Origin of the sequence: Dokdonella soli (assembly GCF_039523175.1) — a bacterium.
In the GTDB taxonomy this organism is placed as follows: Bacteria; Pseudomonadota; Gammaproteobacteria; order Xanthomonadales; family Rhodanobacteraceae; genus Dokdonella_A; species Dokdonella_A soli.
Genome location: NZ_BAAAEU010000025.1, coordinates 100,256 through 118,651 on the forward strand (window position 1 = coordinate 100,256; position 18,396 = coordinate 118,651).

Annotated in this window: 21 protein-coding genes; 6 read left to right on the top strand and 15 right to left on the bottom strand. The window is 66.5% G+C overall.

The genetic code is table 11. The features are described 5' to 3' along the window. Positions 1-12: 12 nt before the first annotated feature. The 5 genes from ABD002_RS17540 to ABD002_RS17560 all read right to left on the bottom strand — a co-directional run bounded on the left by ABD002_RS17540 (position 13) and on the right by ABD002_RS17560 (position 5,425). Positions 13-699: an HAD family hydrolase gene (locus tag ABD002_RS17540; protein WP_343793493.1), complete on the bottom strand. Its 687-nt coding sequence runs from the start codon at positions 697-699 to the stop codon at positions 13-15. Next, on the bottom strand, positions 693-2,084 hold the full coding sequence (gene zwf / locus ABD002_RS17545; protein WP_343793495.1) for a glucose-6-phosphate dehydrogenase: 1,392 nt from the start codon (positions 2,082-2,084) through the stop codon (positions 693-695). The genes ABD002_RS17540 and zwf overlap by 7 nt, the downstream gene beginning before the upstream one ends. 140 nt (positions 2,085-2,224) lie before the next feature. After that, complete coding sequence (locus ABD002_RS17550; RefSeq protein WP_343793497.1) at positions 2,225-3,634, bottom strand: NAD(P)(+) transhydrogenase (Re/Si-specific) subunit beta; 1,410 nt, start codon at positions 3,632-3,634, stop codon at positions 2,225-2,227. A 204-nt stretch (positions 3,635-3,838) separates the two neighbouring features. Then, complete coding sequence (locus tag ABD002_RS17555) at positions 3,839-4,129, bottom strand: NAD(P) transhydrogenase subunit alpha part 2 (RefSeq protein WP_131994205.1); 291 nt, start codon at positions 4,127-4,129, stop codon at positions 3,839-3,841. A 165-nt stretch (positions 4,130-4,294) separates the two neighbouring features. Further along, on the bottom strand, positions 4,295-5,425 hold the full coding sequence (locus ABD002_RS17560; protein WP_343793500.1) for a Re/Si-specific NAD(P)(+) transhydrogenase subunit alpha: 1,131 nt from the start codon (positions 5,423-5,425) through the stop codon (positions 4,295-4,297). 175 nt (positions 5,426-5,600) lie between these two features. On the opposite strand from ABD002_RS17560, the gene ABD002_RS17565 reads away from it, so the two are divergent. Beyond that, positions 5,601-6,176 (top strand): nitroreductase family protein, encoded by a 576-nt coding sequence (locus ABD002_RS17565; RefSeq protein ID WP_343793502.1) that lies wholly within the window; start codon positions 5,601-5,603, stop codon positions 6,174-6,176. Then, positions 6,158-7,069 carry a 5'-3' exonuclease gene (locus ABD002_RS17570; protein WP_343793504.1) on the top strand — a complete coding sequence of 304 codons (912 nt, stop codon included), beginning with the start codon at positions 6,158-6,160 and terminating at the stop codon, positions 7,067-7,069. The genes ABD002_RS17565 and ABD002_RS17570 overlap by 19 nt, the downstream gene beginning before the upstream one ends. A 219-nt stretch (positions 7,070-7,288) precedes the next feature. On the opposite strand, the gene ABD002_RS17575 is transcribed toward ABD002_RS17570, so the two are convergent. Beyond that, the gene (locus ABD002_RS17575; RefSeq protein ID WP_343793506.1) at positions 7,289-8,782 is read right to left on the bottom strand and encodes a hypothetical protein; all 1,494 of its coding nucleotides are present in this window, start codon (positions 8,780-8,782) and stop codon (positions 7,289-7,291) included. Between the two features lie 74 nt (positions 8,783-8,856). Here ABD002_RS17575 and ABD002_RS17580 point away from each other — a divergent pair, with 74 nt between their 5' ends. After that, a complete protein-coding gene (locus ABD002_RS17580) occupies positions 8,857-9,402 on the top strand; it encodes an NUDIX hydrolase (RefSeq protein ID WP_343793508.1) in 546 nt (181 codons plus the stop codon). 57 nt (positions 9,403-9,459) lie between these two features. Here the strand turns inward: ABD002_RS17580 and ABD002_RS17585 are convergent, their stop codons facing one another. The 9 genes from ABD002_RS17585 to rsmD form a co-directional block, all read right to left on the bottom strand. Further along, the gene (locus tag ABD002_RS17585; protein WP_343793509.1) at positions 9,460-9,861 is read right to left on the bottom strand and encodes an MAPEG family protein; all 402 of its coding nucleotides are present in this window, start codon (positions 9,859-9,861) and stop codon (positions 9,460-9,462) included. A gap of 24 nt (positions 9,862-9,885) precedes the next feature. Next, a complete protein-coding gene (locus ABD002_RS17590; RefSeq protein ID WP_343793511.1) occupies positions 9,886-10,587 on the bottom strand; it encodes a TMEM43 family protein in 702 nt (233 codons plus the stop codon). Next, positions 10,587-11,456, bottom strand: a complete 870-nt coding sequence (locus ABD002_RS17595; RefSeq protein ID WP_343793513.1) for an MBL fold metallo-hydrolase — start codon at positions 11,454-11,456, stop codon at positions 10,587-10,589. Before ABD002_RS17595 ends, ABD002_RS17590 begins: the two co-directional genes overlap by 1 nt. An 11-nt stretch (positions 11,457-11,467) precedes the next feature. Next, positions 11,468-11,758, bottom strand: a complete 291-nt coding sequence (locus ABD002_RS17600; RefSeq protein ID WP_343793515.1) for a hypothetical protein — start codon at positions 11,756-11,758, stop codon at positions 11,468-11,470. Next, a complete protein-coding gene (ggt, locus tag ABD002_RS17605; protein WP_343793517.1) occupies positions 11,755-13,443 on the bottom strand; it encodes a gamma-glutamyltransferase in 1,689 nt (562 codons plus the stop codon). The genes ABD002_RS17600 and ggt overlap by 4 nt, the downstream gene beginning before the upstream one ends. Further along, entirely contained in the window at positions 13,440-13,697 is a 258-nt protein-coding gene (locus ABD002_RS17610) for a YfhL family 4Fe-4S dicluster ferredoxin (RefSeq protein ID WP_343793519.1), read from the bottom strand. The genes ggt and ABD002_RS17610 overlap by 4 nt, the downstream gene beginning before the upstream one ends. A gap of 79 nt (positions 13,698-13,776) precedes the next feature. Next, positions 13,777-14,289, bottom strand: a complete 513-nt coding sequence (locus ABD002_RS17615; RefSeq protein WP_343793521.1) for a hypothetical protein — start codon at positions 14,287-14,289, stop codon at positions 13,777-13,779. Positions 14,290-14,295: 6 nt separating this feature from the next. After that, a complete protein-coding gene (gene coaD / locus ABD002_RS17620) occupies positions 14,296-14,811 on the bottom strand; it encodes a pantetheine-phosphate adenylyltransferase (protein ID WP_343793523.1) in 516 nt (171 codons plus the stop codon). Between the two features lie 36 nt (positions 14,812-14,847). Beyond that, the gene (gene rsmD / locus ABD002_RS17625) at positions 14,848-15,441 is read right to left on the bottom strand and encodes a 16S rRNA (guanine(966)-N(2))-methyltransferase RsmD (protein WP_343793525.1); all 594 of its coding nucleotides are present in this window, start codon (positions 15,439-15,441) and stop codon (positions 14,848-14,850) included. A gap of 53 nt (positions 15,442-15,494) precedes the next feature. Here rsmD and ftsY point away from each other — a divergent pair, with 53 nt between their 5' ends. From ftsY to mutY, 3 genes are read left to right on the top strand one after another with little or no spacing between them, the layout of a single operon-like run. Continuing rightward, positions 15,495-16,634, top strand: a complete 1,140-nt coding sequence (gene ftsY, locus ABD002_RS17630) for a signal recognition particle-docking protein FtsY (protein WP_343793527.1) — start codon at positions 15,495-15,497, stop codon at positions 16,632-16,634. After that, positions 16,627-17,325 carry an AsmA family protein gene (locus ABD002_RS17635; protein WP_343793529.1) on the top strand — a complete coding sequence of 233 codons (699 nt, stop codon included), beginning with the start codon at positions 16,627-16,629 and terminating at the stop codon, positions 17,323-17,325. The genes ftsY and ABD002_RS17635 overlap by 8 nt, the downstream gene beginning before the upstream one ends. Next, complete coding sequence (gene mutY / locus ABD002_RS17640; RefSeq protein ID WP_343793531.1) at positions 17,322-18,392, top strand: A/G-specific adenine glycosylase; 1,071 nt, start codon at positions 17,322-17,324, stop codon at positions 18,390-18,392. Before ABD002_RS17635 ends, mutY begins: the two co-directional genes overlap by 4 nt. Positions 18,393-18,396: the final 4 nt, after the last annotated feature.

Sequence of the window (18,396 nt, forward strand, 5' to 3'; positions counted from 1 at the left end):
GTTTCGGTGCGCTCATGCGCAGGTGCGCACTGGCGCGAAATCCGCAATGCCGCAACCGAGTGCGTCGCCGATCGCGGCGAGGGTCGTATCCGGCGCCGGATCGGCCGCGCCGGCATCCGGCGCTTGGGCATAGTGGCCCTGGCGCACGAACACCGTGGTCAGGCGATCGCCGAGGCTGCGTTTCATCGCGGCCAGCAATTGTGGCTTGTCGTCGAACATGACGTAGTGCGAGGCCGGATAGTTCCTCTGCATCGAGGCCAGCGCGCGCTCCTTGTGCACGGGAATCAGCACGCGGCCCTCGACCGCGGCCCAGATTCCGGATCGCTGGATCTTGCGCGGCTGGAACACGATGTCACCGTCCGAGTACACCACGGTCCGCCCGATCGCGCCCAAGTGCGCGATCACCGCCAGCGCATCCGGATACAGGCGCTCCGCGAATGGATATTCGAGCAGGAACGTCGACATCCGCAGCAGGTCCGGTGTTTCGTCGATTTCGAGGCGGAGCGCCTGCAGCGCGGCCAGGTAGTCCGCGTAGCCGGCCTCCTTGCGCTGGCTCGCGAAGATCGCCCAGTAGCGGTCACGCACCACACTACCAAATGCCCCTTGCAGGCGCTCGCCAAGGTCCGCGGTGAAGCGGTCATTGTCGAGCAACGTGTTGTCGACATCGAGCAGAAACACGGTCGGCGAGTCCGTCAGCACGGAGCGATCTCCTCGGCTTTCGGGTCGTGCCAACCGCCGTTGCCGACGATGATCTTCGCCGCAGCGGCCGGACCCCAGGTGCCGGGTTCGTAGAAGCTGACCGGGTCGACATCGCCGAGCACGGGATCGACAATTCGCCAGGCGGCTTCGACGCAGTCGTCGCGCGTGAACAGCCCTTCGTCGCCGTGCAGCGCGTCGCTGAGCAGGCGCTCATACGGCGATTTCTCGCGCCGCAACTGGTGGCGCGCGACCAGTTCGATCGATTCGCCGTGCATCGTCCCGCCGGGCTTCTTGACGCGGGCTCCAGTCGAGATCACGACTTCAGGGCTGAGCCGGAAGCGGAAATAGTTGGCTTCGTGGGCGCGTGCCCGGTCGAAGATGTCCATAGGCGGCGGCTTCAGGTCGACGCGCACTTCGCTGGCCGTGACCGGCAGGCACTTTCCGGCTCGGATGTAGAACGGCACGCCGGCCCAGCGCCAGGTGTCGACATGCAGGCGCAACGCGACGAAGGTCTCGACCTGTGAATCCGCAGCGACCCCGGGTTCGTTGCGGTATCCCACGAACTGGCCACGCACGATGTCCTTCGGATCCAGCGGACGCACCGCGCGGAACAGCTGCAGCTTCGCCGCATTCATCGACTCGGCATCCTGGCCCACCGGCGCGTCCATCGCGAGCAGCGCAAGTACCTGCAGCAAGTGGTTCTGCACGACATCGCGGATCGTGCCGACCTCCTCGTAGAACGCGCCGCGCCCCTGCACGCCGAAGTTCTCCGCCATCGTGATCTGCACGCTGGCGACATGGTTGCGATTCCAGATCGGCTCCAGGAAGCTGTTGGCGAACCGGAAGTACAGCAGGTTCTGCACCGCTTCCTTGCCGAGATAGTGGTCGATGCGGAAGATCGCCGATTCCGGAAACACCTCGTGCAGGGTGCGATTGAGCGCCTGCGCCGAGGCGAGATCGCGACCGAACGGCTTTTCGACGATCACGCGCGCGTTGGTCGTGCAGTTCGCCGCGGCCAGGCCATGCGCGACCGGTCCGAACATGCTCGGCGGGATCGCCAGGTAATGCAGCGGACGCTGCGAATCCTTCAGCGCGATCTTCAGGTTCGCGTAGGTCGTCGCGTCGTTGTAGTCGCCGTCGACGTAGCGCAACAGAGCGCTCAGCTTCGCGAATGCCGCCTCGTCGACCCCGCCATTGTGTTCGAGGCTGTCGCGCGCGCGTTCGCGCAGCTGATCGATGGTCCAGCCGGAGCGCGCGACGCCGATGATCGGGATGTCCAGGCCATCGCGACGAATCATCGCCTGCAGCGCGGGGAAGATCTTCTTGTAGGCGAGGTCGCCGCTCGCGCCGAAGAAGACGAATGCATCGGAATCGATTGCGGTCATGAATGCGCCTTGTCGCCAGTGAACGGGAGCAGCAAGCGGCGGGCGATGAGCGGAACAAGCAGCTCTGATCGGCAAGGGTTTCCTCGCTGTTCCCGCTCACCGCTCACCGCTTTGCCGCTCACCACGTTTCACTCATCCGCTCAATGCCCGCCGCCGCCCTCGATCGCCTTCAGCTCGGAGATCAGGCTGTTCGCTGCCTCCTTGCCATCGGCATAGAGCATGCGCGTGTTGTCCTGGTAGAACAGCGCGTTCTCGATGCCGGCGAAGCCGGTGCCCTTGCCGCGCTTGATCACGATGGTCTGGCGCGCGTCGACGACGTTGAGGATCGGCATGCCGAAGATCGGCGATGACTTGTCGGTCTTCGCGGCCGGGTTCACCACGTCGTTCGCGCCGATCACGATCGCGACATCGCAGGTCTTGAACTCGGGGTTGATGTCGTCCATGTCCGCGATCAGGTCGTACGGAACGCCGGCCTCGGCCAGCAGCACGTTCATGTGGCCCGGCATGCGTCCCGCAACCGGATGGATCGCGAACTTCACTTCCTTGCCGGCCTTGATCAGCGCCTGCGAGAGCTCCCAGATCTTGTGCTGCGCCTGCGCGACGGCCATTCCGTAGCCCGGCACGATGATGACCTTCTCGGCCATGTACAGCAGCGAGGCCGCATCGCTGGCCTCGATCGGTTTCTGCGCACCCGCGATCGCCGTAGCCTCGCCACCGCCGCCGAAGTTCGAGAACAGCACATTGCTGATCGGCCGGTTCATCGCCTTGGCCATCAGCTGGGTCAGGAAGGTACCGGCCGCACCGACCACCATGCCGGCGACGATCAGCGCCTCGATGCCCATCGCATAGCCTTCGAATGCGACGGCCAGGCCGGTGAACGCGTTGTATAGCGAGATCACGACCGGCATGTCCGCGCCACCGATCGGCAAGGTCATCAGCACGCCGAACGCGAGCGAGAGCAGGAAGAACACGACGACCAGGCTGGCGTCGAGTTTCCAGAACACCAGCGCCGCGCCAGCCAGCGCTGCCGCGACGAGCACCGCGAAATTGACGACCTGCTGGCCGCCGAACATGAAGCGCTTGTCCATGCGTCCATCGAGCTTGGCCCAGGCGATGATCGAACCGGTCATCGAGACCGAGCCAATCAGCGCGCCGACCACCGCAAGCGCGAGTGTCGCCAATGGCGGCTGCGCTGCATCGGACTGCGTGAACTTCAGCAGCTCGCCGGCACCGATCGCCGCGGCCGAACCGCCGCCCATGCCGTTGAACAATGCGACCATCTGCGGCATGTCGGTCATCGCGACCTTCTTGCCCCAGAGCCAGGTCGGGATCACGCCGATCGCGAGACCGGCAGTGATCAGCCCGATATTGTGGCCGCCGGTGATCGCGAATGTCGCCAGCGTGGCGATGACCATGCCGATGCCGGCTTGCACGATGCCCTTGCGCGCCGTGACCGGCGAGGACATGCGCTTGATGCCGAGGATGAACAGCGCCGCGGCGAGGAGGTAGGACGCCTTGGCGAGGAGAACCAGCGATTCTTGAACGATCATGCGTTGCGTTCCCTGAAAAACCTTTCAGCCGTTCGTGATGAGGTATCGAACCACGAATGGCGATCGCGCCGACCGTTCGTCCTTCGATACGCGCAGCGTACCTTGTGCTGAGCTTGTCGAAGCATCAGGGCGAACGGTATGGAGTCCTTCGTCGTTCGTCGTGAGGCATCGAACCACGGCGTGGAGTCGTTGACGCCCCATCAATCACTTCTTGTCCTTGCTCGACTTGAACATCTCCAGCATGCGTTCGGTGACCACGTAACCGCCGGCGGCATTGCCGGCGCCAAGCACGACACCGATGAAGCCGATCGCGATCGCCAGCGGCGATTCCGCATGCGCGAGCGCTATCATCGCGCCGACCAGCACGATGCCGTGCACGAAGTTCGACCCCGACATCAGCGGCGTGTGCAGAATCACCGGCACGCGGCCGATGATCTCCTTGCCGGTGAACGCGGCGAGCATGAAGATGTACAGCGCGAGGAATCCGTCGATCATCTGATTACCCTCCAGTGTGGTGGCTCCCTCTCCCCCTACGGCTCCATCGTTGGGGGAGAGGGTTGGGGTGAGGGGGCGGGGCCGCATGCCTCCCAACGTCGGGGCAACGATCGAGCTTCGCCCCCTCACCCAACCCTCTCTCCCGGCAAGCCGGGGGAGAGGGCTTCAAGCGTTCGACTCCACGAGTTGCTTGGTCGGCTCGTGTTTGATCTCGCCCGCATGCGTCAGGCAGGTCTTCGCGATCAGCTCGTCGTTCCAATCGAGATTCAGTGCGCCATCCTTCAAGCTCAACTCGAGGAAGTTGTACAGGTTGCGCGCATACATCTCGCTCGCATGCACCGGTGCGCTCGCCGGCAGATTCACCGTGCCGATCACGCTGACGCCGTTCGATGAAATGACGGTCTTTCCCGCTTCGCTGAGTTCGCAGTTGCCGCCGCTCTCGGCGGCGATGTCGACGATGACCGCGCCCGGCTTCATGCCGGCGACCATCGCGGCCGAGATGATGCGCGGCGCCCTGCGCCCCGGCACTGCAGCCGTGGTCACCACGACATCGATGCCTTTCAGATGATCAGCCAATACCTGCTGCTGCCGGTCGCGCTCGTCCTGGGTCAGCTCGCGCGCATAGCCGCCGCTGCCGGCCGCACTGACGCCGAGATCGAGGAATTTCGCGCCGAGCGATTCGATCTGCTCCTTCGTCTCGGGGCGCACGTCGAAACCTTCGACCTGCGCACCGAGCCGGCGTGCGGTCGCGATCGCCTGCAGGCCGGCGACACCGGCGCCGACGATCAGCACCTTGCTCGGCCGGATCGTGCCGGCAGCGGTGGTCAGCATCGGGAAAAACTTCGGCACTGCCTCGGCAGCGATCAGCACCGCCTTGTAGCCGGCGACCGCAGCCTGCGAGGACAGCACGTCCATCGCCTGCGCACGCGTCGTGCGCGGCAGCAGCTCCATCGCGAATGCGGTGATCTTGCGGTCGCGCAGCGCCCTGGTGCGTTCCGGCGCGAGGTGCGGCTGCAGATGGGCGATGACGACCGCGCCTTCCTGCAGCGCGGCGATCTCATCCAGCGATGGCGGCTGGACCTTGAGCAGCACCTCGGCCTGCTCCAGCGCGGCGGTGGCCGCGACCACTTCGCAATCGGCATAGGCTGCGTCCGCGAAATACGCCGATGCGCCGGCTCCGTCCTGCAGCACGATGCGCGCGCCACGCGCTTTGAGCTTCTTCGCGACCTCAGGGGTCAGCGCGACGCGACGCTCGCCAGCAACGGTCTCGCGCACCACGGCTACGGTCGTCGCCATGCCAGCCCTCTCTGCCCCGATCGGAGCCGCGATGCTAGCTCAGTCGGCACGACGCTGGCGAGCCCGTGTGCATCGCCGCGCGTGCACCGCGATCCGGCGCCGGCCAGCACATCGTGGCGCATGCCGGCTATCCTTCACGTCTCATTCGCGACCCGACCCCGCACTGGAACCACCCGTGATCTCCCTCGATTCGCTCAACCGGCGCCGCTCCGTGCCTTCACGCCAGCTCGGTGAACCCGGACCCGACTCGGCACAACTCGACCAGCTGCTGCAGGCCGCGATCCGCGTGCCGGACCACGGCAAGCTGGTGCCCTGGCGTCTGCTCGCGATCCGCGACGATGCACGCGCGAAACTCGGCACCGCGCTCGTCGAGCTGCATGCGCGCAAGGAACCGGATGTGCCGTCCAGCGTGCTCGACAAGGATCGCGAACGCTTCAACTTCGCGCCGCTGATCGTCGCGGTGATCGCGCGCATCGAACAGGACCATCCGAAGATTCCCGCCCAGGAACAGCTGCTGTCGGCCGGCTGCGTCGCCTACAACCTGCTGCTGGGCGCGCAGGCGCTCGGCTTCGGCGCGCAATGGCTGACCGGTTGGGCCGCCTACGATCGCGACGTCGCCGCGTTGCTCGGCCTCGCCACGAACGAGCGCGTCGTCGGCTTCGTACACATCGGCACCACAAGGGAACCCGCTCCCGAACGCAATCGTCCGGCATTGGCGGACGTGTTCTCGGAATGGCACCCGGCGCCGTGACGCCGACCGCCCATCTGGTCGACGGCAGCCTGTACGTCTGCCGCGCCTGGTTCGCGCAGGTGCCGGACGTGACCGACGCGGACGGCGCCCCGGTGCACGCCGTGCACGGCTTCACGCGCTTCCTGCTCGACCTGATCGAGCGCACACAACCGACACATCTGGCCGTCGCGTTCGACGAATCGCTGACGACCTCGTTCCGCAACGCGATCTATCCCGACTACAAGGCGAACCGTCCGCCGGCGCCGGCCGACCTGCTGCGCCAGTTCGATGGATGCAGGGAGATCGCGCACGCGCTCGGCGCGACCGTGCTGACCGACCAGCGCTACGAGGCCGATGACCTGATCGGCAGCGCGCTGGCGACCTTGCGCCGCGCCGGCTTCCGCGGCGTGATCGTCTCGGCGGACAAGGACTTCGGCCAGCTGATCGGCGATGGCGACGAGCAATGGGACCCGCCGCGCAACCAGCGCTGGGACGGCGCCGGGGTCAAGGCACGGCTCGGCGTCACGCCGGCGCAGGTCGCCGACTATCTCGCGCTGACCGGGGACGCGACCGACAACATTCCCGGCGTGCCCGGCATCGGTGCGAAGACCGCGGCGATCCTGCTGCACCACTTCGGCACACTCGATGCGCTGCTCGCACGTGCCGACGAGGTCGCGTTCCTGCGCACGCGCGGCGCCGCGGCCGCTGCACTGCGCCTGCGCGAGCACGCCGATCTGGCGCGGCTGTCGCGCGCGCTGACCGGCATCGCGCTGGATGCGCCGGTACCCGCGGAATCGGACGCCTATCGGCGTCGCGACAGCGATGCAGCCGGCATCGACGCGCTGCTCGACCGTCTGCGCTTCGGACCGCTGACGCGCTCCCGCATGCGGGCGCTGACTACTTCGGGCATGTGATCAGGGTTAGCCGACTCGCCATGGCAAGCAGCAGATGAGTCCGACATGTCGCTGGATCCCGTGTCACCGGCCATCCATGGCCTGCACGGGATGAGTCCGATGGATCACTGGATCCCGTGTCACCGGCCATCCATGGCCTGCACGGGATGAGTCCGATGGATCACTGGATCCCGTGTCACCGGCCATCCATGGCCTGCACGGGATGAGTCCATCCTGGACTCAGTTGCCCGTCACCGACTGCGATCCGCCTTCGACGTTCTTGAACGCACCATCGCCGGGTTTCGATGAATTCAATTCATGCGACTCGTGTGGCCCCGCGGCGGCACTGGTGGCGATGCCGCCCTCATTCCAGGCAAAACGCAGGTTGCTGCGGAACACGCGCACCGCCTCCAGTTTGGCGGCGTCCTTCGGACTTCCGTAGGAGTCGTACTGATTCTTCTGGCTGTTTGCGACGAAATAGAGCCCGTCACCATCGATCGCACCGTAGGTCGGCAACGCCAACGCGGGATTGGCCACGTCGAGCGGCATCGCCTTGACCACCTTGTGGCCGTCGGCGTCTAGCGTGAGGCGCATCACGCGATGCGGCACCATGCCGTTCTCGATCGCGACCAGGGTGTGGTCGTACCAGTACAGGCCATCGACGCCGCCGAGCGCGAGCTTGGCCGGATCGTAGACGAGATCGAACGCCTTGCCCGCGGCCAGATCGACGCCGAACACGCCCATCATGTAATCGGCGAAATACAGCGTCTTGCCATCGTCGCTGACGGTCAGACCGCGCACGCTGGTCAGCCTCGGATTCTCGACCATCGGCTTCAGCGCGCCACTATCGAGCCGGTAGATCACGTTGCGCAGGCCATCCGCCGCGAACACCAGGCCGCCCTTGCCGACCGCGATGCTCGACAGCGTGCGCGGCTGCGAGTCCGGCAGCAACAGGTACTTGTTGATCAGCTTGCCGGTCGAGAGCCTGAACTTGAACACACCGGCCTTGCCGTAGTCGGCCTGCGAGAAGCCCTTGAAATAGAGCGATGAGGTGCTCGCGACATAGAGCGCGTCATCGGCCGCATCGACCGCCATCGCGTAGATGCTCCACAGGCCGTTCTGCGCGCTCGGTGCGATGAAATCCTCGAGCTTGCCGTCCTTGCCGACGAGCTGGATCTTGCCCTCGCGCACGCTGCCGACCAGGAACTGCTTGCGCTGGGGATCGAACGCCAGCGAGTCGAACAGGGTGTCGCCCTTGGGCAGCGTGAACGCGACCTTGCCTTCGCCGAACGGCTTCAGGTTTGCGTTGAGGCTGTCGACGACATAGCTCCAGACGCGCGTGTTGGCGATCTTGGTGAAATTCGGGCTGTTCGCGAGGTCGTAGCCGTAGCCCTGCTTCTGCATCGCAAGCAGCAGGTCGTAGGCCTCGGTCTTCATGCCGCGTTGCGCATAGGTCGTCGCCAGCGCGAGCTTGAGGTCGCCCGTGTTCGGCTGCAGCAGGGTCAGGCGCTGCAGCGACCAGGTGAGCCGCTCGAGATCACCGCTCTGCTTGTAGAACGCGGCGAGCCGGTACAGCGCGCTCGGCACCTGGGTCTGTGCGATCTGCGCTTCGGTCAGCGTCGCCGGATCGAGCGCGGGCCTGGACGGCCTGGCCGTACCCGGGGCTGTTTGCGCCGCCGCCACGGATACGAACGCGCAGAATGCGGCCGCACACAGAATTCGCTTGATCTTCATCAGGGGTACCTCGCAAGCTTGGCGGACGTTCGCAGACCGACAGTGTGCGAAAAAGTTCAGGATAGCCGATCACCATGACCGAAACGGAAACGCTTTGCAACGGGAAATGGCTGCGCCTGAAGCGCCGCGGCCGCTGGGAATACGCCGAGCGCACCAACCCCGGCGGCGGCGTGATGATCGTCGCGGTGACTCCGGATGACCGTGTCCTGTTCGTCGAGCAGTACCGCCCGGCGATCGAGTGCATGACGATCGAGATGCCGGCTGGCCTGGTCGGGGACGTCGCGACCAGCTCCGACGAGAGCGCGGTCGATGCCGCGCACCGCGAGCTGATCGAGGAAACCGGCTGGCGCGCAGGTCGCATCGAATTCCTGATGGAAGGCCCGACCTCGGCCGGCATGAGCAACGAGATCCTCGCGTTCGTGCGCGCCTACGACCTCGTGCGCGCGCATGCGGGCGGCGGCGACGAGACCGAGGACATCACCGTGCACGAAGTGCCACTGCGCGAGGCGGCGGCCTGGCTGGTCGACAAGATCAGAACCGGCTATTCGATCGATCCGAAGATGTTCGCGGGCCTGTACCTGCTCGATAACGGCGAGGCGCTGTTCGGCGGCAAGGCCTGAGCGGATCGAAGGCGCCGTTCGCGCCGGGCGAGCGAAGGCGACCGGCACCGCAGGGGCTCAATGCGCAGTCGCGCTCCAGGCGAACCACTGCCAGATCAGCAACAGCGCCATGACCAGCATCACGCCCCAGGTCAGCGCCATGCCGAGCATCCGGCCCATGCTTTCCTTCGACGTGCGCGACAGGCCGACTGCATGCAGGATGCGGCCTACGATCAGCACGCAGCCGAATATGTGCAGCCACAGCGGCCGGGTCTGGTCGAGTTCGAGCATGAGCAGGAGCAGCAGCGCGAGCGGCAGGTTCTCCAGCGCATTTGCGTGCACGCGGATGCGTTTCAGCAGTTCGTGATCGCCGCCGTCGCCGATGCCGACCTTCGCGGTACCCCGACCGGTCGACACGCGCGCGGCCAGGATCAGCACGAGCAATGTCGCGAGCGCGACGTAGATTCCGGTGATGTGCATGGTTCCCCCTCGTGGACAACAGAATCAGTGTGTCGGCGCGGCCTTCAATCGGTTGCCAACCTGCACACCGCTCAAACGCCGCTCGCCCGCGGCCACGACGCGATAGCTGACGCGCAGGTCGCCGGCCGCGCCATGATCGGTACCGGTGTACAGCACACCGTCCCGCTCGCGGAATGTCGCGGCAAGATTCGGCGGCAGCTGCGTCGCATGCACCGGGTACGCAACCGCTTCTGACCCTTCGGCCGCCAGCACCGGATCGACGACGAACGCGCCGAGGCGTACTTCGCCGGCCAGGAAGCGTTCGCTCGCGAACGGAAGCGGCGCAGGATTCTGGTGGCCGGCCGGCTCGCGGAACGCTCGCGAATCGACGGTCGTGGCGGACCACGCCAGCGCATAGTCGCAGGCCTTCGCTGTACAGGTTTCGCGCCACTGCAGCATCTCGACCTGGCGCAGCAGCGCGACCGCTTCTGCGCTGACACCGAGCTGCGCGTCACGCGCGGGTTTCGCCACGCGCAATGTACCGCTCACGATCACGTTGCGGCCTTCGTTCGCCGGATCGATGCGGTCCGCGGCAACGGCCGCTGGCGACGAAACGGCCGGCGTAGCCGCAGCCGGTTGTCGATGCGGCTTTCGCTGCAGCGCGAACCATGCGGCGCCGGCGAACGCGGCAATGACCAGCAGCACGACAATCAGCGAGGACGGACTTCCACGACGTGCGCGCCCCATCACGCGGCCTCGCCGATGAGCTCGGCGCGTTCGTCGGTCGTCGCGAAACGGCCTTTCGCATCGCGCGTCACGCGTGCGCTCGCGCAACCGACGTCGTGGGTAAAGAACAGACGGACATTGCGCGCGAGCTTGTCCTCGAGAAACGTGCGCTTCTCGTCGATCAGCAGTTCCGGATAGCGGTCGTAGCCCATCGTGACCGGCAGATGCACCCATGGCCGGCCCGGGATCAGGTCCGCGCAGAACACGATGCCGCCCTCGCCTTCACTGGCCGCGATCTCGGCCAGCATCAACCCCGGCGTATGTCCGTTCGAATAGCTGAAGCGCACTTGCATGCCGAGCGTCAGCGAGTGCGCGCCCTGCACACGTTCGAGCCGGCGCGAGGCCTCCAGCAACGGCTGCAGTTCCGGAATGAACGAGGCGCGATCGCGCGGATGCGGGTTGATCGCGCGCTGCCAGCATTCCTCGCCGACGATGTAGGTCGCGTTCGGGAACAGGAGGTTCGGCGCCGCGCCTTCCTTCCATGCCGCAAGCAGGCCGCCGGCATGGTCGAAATGCAGGTGCGAGACCACCACGGCATCGATGTCCTCGTGCGAGAAACCGGCCTTCTGCAACGAGTCCAGCAGCACATGACGCTCCTCGACGACGCCGTAGCGCTCGCGCAGCTTCGGCTCGAAGAACGCACCGATGCCGGTCTCGAACAGCACGGTCTTGCCGTTCAGTCCCTCGACGAGCAGCGCACGGCATGCGAGCGGAATGCGGTTCTCCGCATCCGGCGCGATCCAGTGCTCCCACATGCCGCGCGGCACGTTGCCGAACATCGCGCCGCCGTCGAGCTTCTGGGAATTGCCGAGGATGGACCAGAGTTTCATATCAATCAGAATCAGTAACCATGCACGATGGAGACAATGCGCCCATTTCCGTCAACCCAAACAACGTCTCCGGAGAACTCGTCGGGATCATGCCTTCCCAAGTGAATGGTAAATCCACAACGCCCGCGCTCGATGCGTATGACCATGTTCGGCGGCGGAAATCCATTGGGAAAGTAAGGATCTTTCGCAAGCTGGCGGTATAGCTCAACATCACCGATTGGCGCGACACACGTGGTGTTCACTGCTGGCGCGCCGGAACCACCTGCAAGAAAAGCTGTCGCGATCGCAAGCGCGGCGATCATTTGACCACTCCGCTCCCAGAAGTCCCGCGCGGATCCGACCCCGCATGCATCGCGCCGGTCTTCCTGTCCCAGGTGACCGCATTCATGAAGCCCCAGCGGCGCTCGCTTTCGCTGACCTTGTGACCCATCGCCTCGAGCGCCTTGACCTCGTCCGGCGTGAACGCGCCCTTCTCGGCCGAGATCACGTCGGGCAGGTACTGGTGGTGGTAGCGCGGATTGGCGACGAACCGTTCGGGCAGTTCGCCATCGACGAACGCGAGGATGCCTTCGAGCACCATCGTGATGATGCGGCTGCCGCCGGGTGTGCCGATCACGCCGATCTTGTCGGCGCCGATCACGAAGCTCGGCGTCATCGACGACAGCGGCCGGCTGCCGGGTTTCGGCGCGTTGTTGTCGTTGCCGACCAGGCCATAGACATTCGGCTTGCCGGCGACCAGCGCGAAGTCGTCCATCTCGTCGTTGAGCACGAAGCCGGTGCCTGGCGCCACGAAGCCGGAGCCGAAGATGTAGTTCACGGTCTGTGTTTCGGAAACGAGATTGCCGTCCTTGTCGATGATCGAGAAGTGCGAGGTATGCGTGCCCACCGGCGGCGCCATGTAGCCCGGCAGCATGTCGCTCGGCGTCGCCTTGTCCGGATGGATCGATGCGCGCAGACCGGCCGCATACAGCGGACTGGTCAGCTCGGCGACCGGCATCTTCACGAAATCCGGGTCGCCGAGGTATTCGGCGCGATCGCGATACGCGCGGCGCATCGCCTCGACGGTCAGGTGCACGCGATGCACGCGGTCGAGCTTGCCGAGTTCGTAGCCGGACAGAATGTTCAACATCTCGGCCAGCGCGATGCCACCGGAGGACGGCGGCGGTGCGGTCACGATGTGCCAGCCGCGGTAGTCGAACGCGAGTGGCGGACGTTCCTTCGCCTCGTACTTCGCAAGGTCGTCGAGCGACCAGTTGCCGCCGGCCGCGCGCACGCCATCGACGAGCCGCTTCGCGAGGTCGCCGCGATAGAAACCGTCGTTGCCCTGGCTCGCGATGCGTTCGAGCACGCGAGCGAGATCGGGCGTCCTGAAGGTCCAACCCTGTTTCGGCGCTTCGCCGTTGACGAGATACAACGCGGCCGACGCGGGATAGCGCGCGACGATGTCCTTGCGTTCGGCGAGTTCCTTAAGAAAGCGCGAATCCGGCTGGAAACCCTCGCGTGCGATGCGGATCGCGGGGGCGAGCGATTTCGAGAGCGGCAGCCTGCCGTAGTGCTTCGCGATCCAGACCAGGCCGGCCGGTTCACCCGGGATCGCAGCCGACAATGGGCCGTTGAGCGCATGGTCGCGGTCCGGCTCGCCATTCGCGTCGAGATAGTCCTTCAGATCGACCGCGGCGGGAGCCGTCTCGCGCGCATCGATCATCACTTCCTTGCCGTCCGACGCGCGACGCAGCAGGAACAGCGCGCCGCCGCCGATACCCGAGCTCTGCGGCTCGACCACCGACAGCGTGGATGCGACCGCGACCGCCGCATCGAACGCATTGCCGCCCTGGCCAAGCACCTCGAAGCCGGCCTGTGTCGCCAACGTATGCGCGCTCGCGATCGCCGCGTGGCCGGGCCTGTCGGCCGTCTGCGCCTGCGCGCCGAACGCGATGAATGCCGTAAACGCGGCAGCCGCCGCGATCGTGCTGCGCACGCGCGTCATGTAGGTTCCTCGTGGGTCAGCGTCTGGTATTTCGCGAGCAACTGGTCGCGCGATTCCGCATGCTCGGGGTCGACGATGATGCATTCGACCGGGCACACCTCGACACACTGCGGCGTATCGAAGTGGCCGACGCATTCGGTGCACAGACCCGGGGCGATCTCGTAGAACTCGACGCCTTCGGAGATTGCCTTGTTCGGACAGACCGGTTCGCAGACGTCGCAGTTGACGCAGAGTTCAGTGATCTTGAGCGACATGTGCAAAGCTTAGCGCATGTCGCCCGGACACCGCTGCAGCGGGAGCGCCGGGGCGCTCCCGCAGAACCGCCTCCGGAGCCTACTTCGCCTCGACGAAGCGCACGTCGGCGCCGGAAGTCGCGAGCGCCTGCTTCACGCCATCCGCGTCGGCGGTCGCGCCGATGAACAGCACGGCCACGTCCTTGAACGCTCCCGCCTGGACGTCCTTGAACGCATCGATGATCAGCTGTGCGGTGACCTTCGAATCCGGTCCGCCGAACGCCATCATGTTGCCCGGCAGCACGCCGCGGTCGACGACGTTCTTCACGTTCTCGAGCTGGTTGTTGCGCTCGCCCTTGGTGGCGTCGTCGTCGCCGCCCGGCACGAAGTACATGTACGGATGATTGCTCTTGACGCCCTGCATGTTCGCGGTGACGACACCGACCAGATACTGCTTCCACGCGTTCTTGTCGGTCGGATTGGTCGGCATCGGCGCAACCACCGGCTTCTGCTCCGCCGCCTGCTGCGGCTGGGCCTGCTCGCCCTGGTTGCACGCGCTCAGCGCGAGGGTCGCGACGCATACGAGGGCGATGATCGGAAGAATCTTGCGCATGGCTTGCTACCTCTTGGTTGACGTTTTCAGAAAATGCGTCCGCAGCGCCTGCTGCACGGCCGGGTGCACGAACCCGGAAACATCACCGCCCAGACGCGCAATCTCGCGCACCAGCGAGGACGAGATGAAACTGTATTGCTCGGCGGGCGTCAGGAACAGTGTTTCCGCGGCCGGGATCAGGTGGCGGTTCATGCTCGCGAGCTGGAATTCGTACTCGAAATCCGACACCGCGCGCAGGCCGCGCAGGATCACGCCGGCGCCGACTTCCTCGACGAAATCCGCCAGCAGCGCCGCGAAACCGCGCACCTCGACATTGCCGAGCCCCACCAGCGCGGTGCGCGCGAGTTCGATGCGCTCATCCAGCGAGAACGTCGGCCCCTTGCTGGAGCTGTCCGCGATCGCGACGATGACGCGGTCGAACAGCGGCGAAGCCCGGCTGGCAAGGTCGATATGACCGTTGGTGATCGGGTCGAACGTACCCGGATACACCGCGATGCGCGCGCGCTGCTGCGTGGTCGCCATGCGAAACCGCCGTCCCCCGATCGTGAAGGCACTAGCTTACGCGAGGCGGTGATACAGCGCATAGCGCACCGCGCCGGCATGGCCCTCACGGTGCACCGCCCAGTTGGCCGGCAACGGTGGGGCCGCGTCTTTCGGCGCCTCCAGGTAGATGAATGCCCCTGGGCGCAGCCAGCCGCCCTGCTCCAGCGCCTGCGCGGACGCGGCCCAAAGGTCCGCACCGAAGGGCGGGTCGAGGAACGTGAGATCGAACGCCGCCGCTGGCGCGGCGGCCAGGAAACCGCACGCATCGGCGTTGACGACACGCGCATTGGCAACACGCAGGCGCGCCAGGTTGTCCTGCAGCCGCACACACAGCGCGCGATCGCGCTCGATGAACACGCATTCGCCGGCGCCGCGCGACAGTGCCTCGATACCGAGCGCGCCGGTGCCGGCATAGAGGTCGAGACAGCGCGCGCCGGCGATGACCGGCGCCAGCCAGTTGAACAGCGTTTCGCGCACACGGTCGGGGGTCGGCCGCAGGCCATCGAGGTCCGGCACCTCGAGGCGCGAGCCGCGCAGGCTGCCGGCGACGATGCGCAGGGTTCCGCCGCTGGATTTCGGATTCGCGCGCCGCATCTCGGGCCGTGGCACTCCGGGCCGGGTGTTAGCATGGAGGGCCCGCATTCTCGCCGAATTCGTTTGCAATGCTGAAGTTCTGGAAGAAGAAGACCCCGCTCGAGGACAAGGGCGCGGCCATCCCGCCGCCGGAAGTCGCCGATACGCAGGCGATCGAGGCGCCGGTCGTCGCCGAACTCGCGGCGGAGATCATTGCGGAAGCCGCTCCCGAACCCTCGCCCGAGGCCGCATCGGATGCGGATCAGGCGTTCGATGCTGCCCCCATCAGAGTCGCGCCCATCGAAACCGCGAAGCGCTCGTGGCGGGAACGTCTCTCCGGCAGCGGCTTCGCACGCGGCCTGTCCTCGCTGTTCACGCGTCATCCGGTGCTCGACGAGGCGTTGCTCGACGAACTCGAAACCTGCCTGATCACCGCCGATGTCGGTGTCGCCACCGCCAGCGAGTTGATCGAACGCCTGCGCGCGCGTGTCGACCGGCGTGAATTCGCGGATGTGAACGCGCTGCTCGCTGCGCTGCGTACCGAACTCGTCGCGCGTCTGAAGCCTGTTGAACACCCGCTCCACGTCGGCGGCCGCAAACCGTTCGTGCTGCTCATGGTCGGCGTCAACGGCGTCGGCAAGACCACCACGATCGGCAAACTCGCCTGGCGTTTCCGCAACGAAGGCCGCTCGGTGCTGCTCGCCGCCGGGGACACGTTTCGCGCGGCCGCGGTCGAGCAGTTGCAGACCTGGGGCGCGCGTCACCAGGTGCCGGTCATCGCGCAGGGCTCCGGCGCGGATTCGGCCAGCGTGATCTTCGATGCGCTGCAGACCGCGCGCTCGCGCGGCACCGAGGTGCTGATCGCCGACACCGCCGGCCGCCTGCACACGCAATCGGGCCTGATGGATGAACTCGCGAAAATCCGCCGCGTGCTCGGCAAGCTCGACGCGGACGCGCCGCACGAGGCACTGCTGGTCATCGACGGTACCACCGGCCAGAACGCGATCAACCAGGTACGCCAGTTCCGCGATGCGATCGGCGTCAGCGGCCTGGTCGTGACCAAGCTCGACGGTACCGCCAAGGGTGGCGTCGTGTTCGCGCTCGCGCGCGAGTTCGGCCTGCCGATCCGCTATGTCGGCCTCGGCGAGAGCGCAGAGGACCTACGCGTGTTCGATGCCGCCGCATTCGTCGACGGCCTGCTGCCGACGACGCTGAGCGGCAATGCCTGAGTCGGAAACGAAGCGCCCGCGCCGCGGCCGCCGCTGGCTGTTCGCGCTGCTCGCACTCGCCTTGTGCTGCGGCCTCGGTGCGCTCGCACTGCGGCACTACCTGCAGCCGGATCAGCTCACCGCGCTGCTCATCGAGCAGACCCGCAGCGCGCTCGGTGCCGATCTCGCGGTCACGGGAGCCGCAGGTTTCGGATTCGTGCCGAACCTGCATCTGGTCCTGCCGCGTCCCGCGCTGAAGGCGCCCGGTACCGGTACCGCATTCCTGGCCGCGGATTCGCTGGACGCGGTCGTGCCGTGGCGCAGCCTGTGGTCGGGCCGCTACGAAATCGAGCGCATCGAACTGGTCAAGCCGACGCTCGATCTCGACGCGCTCTCCGCCTGGCTTGCGGCGCGCCCGCAACCGAGAGCGGCACTGCCGGATGTGCGCTTTTCGCTGCATGTGAGCGACGGCTCGGTCATGCGCGGCGAAAAGCCGATTGCACAAGGCATCAGGATGGATTTCGCCAGCAGCGGCGACGTGGCCGGGTGGCTGGCGAAGTTCGATCCGAAATCCGCGGCGGTTCCGCTGCTGCCTCCGCTCGGCGGCAGCGCGGACGTATCCAGTGTCCAGATCGGCGATACGCGCCTCGACGGCATGCATGTCGAAGTGCGCGATGACGGCGTCACGGCCAAGCCGTCGAAACAACCATGAGCGCGCCGTCTGCTGACCTACCGACGCCGGACACCTTCGCGCATGCACTGCTCGCCTGGTTCGACGTGCATGGCCGCAAAGACCTGCCGTGGCAGCGCAATCGCAACGCGTACCGCGTCTGGCTCAGTGAGGTGATGCTGCAGCAGACCCAGGTGCGCACGGTGATCCCGTACTTCGAGCGCTTCGTCGCCGCGCTGCCGACGCTCGCCGGGCTCGCGTCCACGGAGCAGGATCGCGTGCTCGCGCTGTGGTCGGGCCTCGGCTACTACAGCCGCGCGCGCAACCTGCAGCGCGCCGCGCAGATCTGCGTGGAGCAGCACGACGGTGACCTGCCGCGCGATATCGAGGCGCTGTCCGCGCTGCCCGGCATCGGCCGTTCGACCGCCGCGGCGATCCTCGCCCAGGCGTTCGGCGAACGCCACGCGATCCTCGACGGCAACGTGCGCCGCGTGCTCGCACGCTGGCATGGCGTGCGTGGCTGGCCCGGCGGTTCGGCGGCGCAACGCCTGCTCTGGCAGTTCGCCGACACTCACACGCCGCACGAGCGCGTCGCCGATTACACGCAGGCGATCATGGACCTCGGTGCGACGCTGTGCGCACGTTCGCGACCACAGTGCGCGCGCTGCCCGGTCGCGTCCGGCTGTGTCGCACGGCGCGAAGGACTGACTGCGGTATTGCCCGAAGCGAAACCGAAGCGCGTCGCTCCGACACGCGCGACCACCCTGCTGATCGTGCGTGACGCGCAGGGTCGCGTGCTGCTCGAACGCCGCCCGCCGACCGGTGTCTGGGCACGCCTCTGGAGCCTGCCGGAAACGGATGACGCGGCTTCCGCGGCGCGCCGGCTGCGCGACCATTGCACGCTGCGTGCGGACTCCTGCACGGCGCTCGGAAGCTTCGTGCACACGTTCAGCCACTATCATCTCGAGATCACGCCGCTGCTGTTTGACGGCATCGTGAAGCCGGCGCGCGTCGGTGACGACCCCGATCACGGCTGGTACGCGCGCGCGGAACTCGCCGCGCTCGGCCTGCCGGCGCCAGTGCGCCGGCTGCTCGAATCTTTGCCCTGAGGAA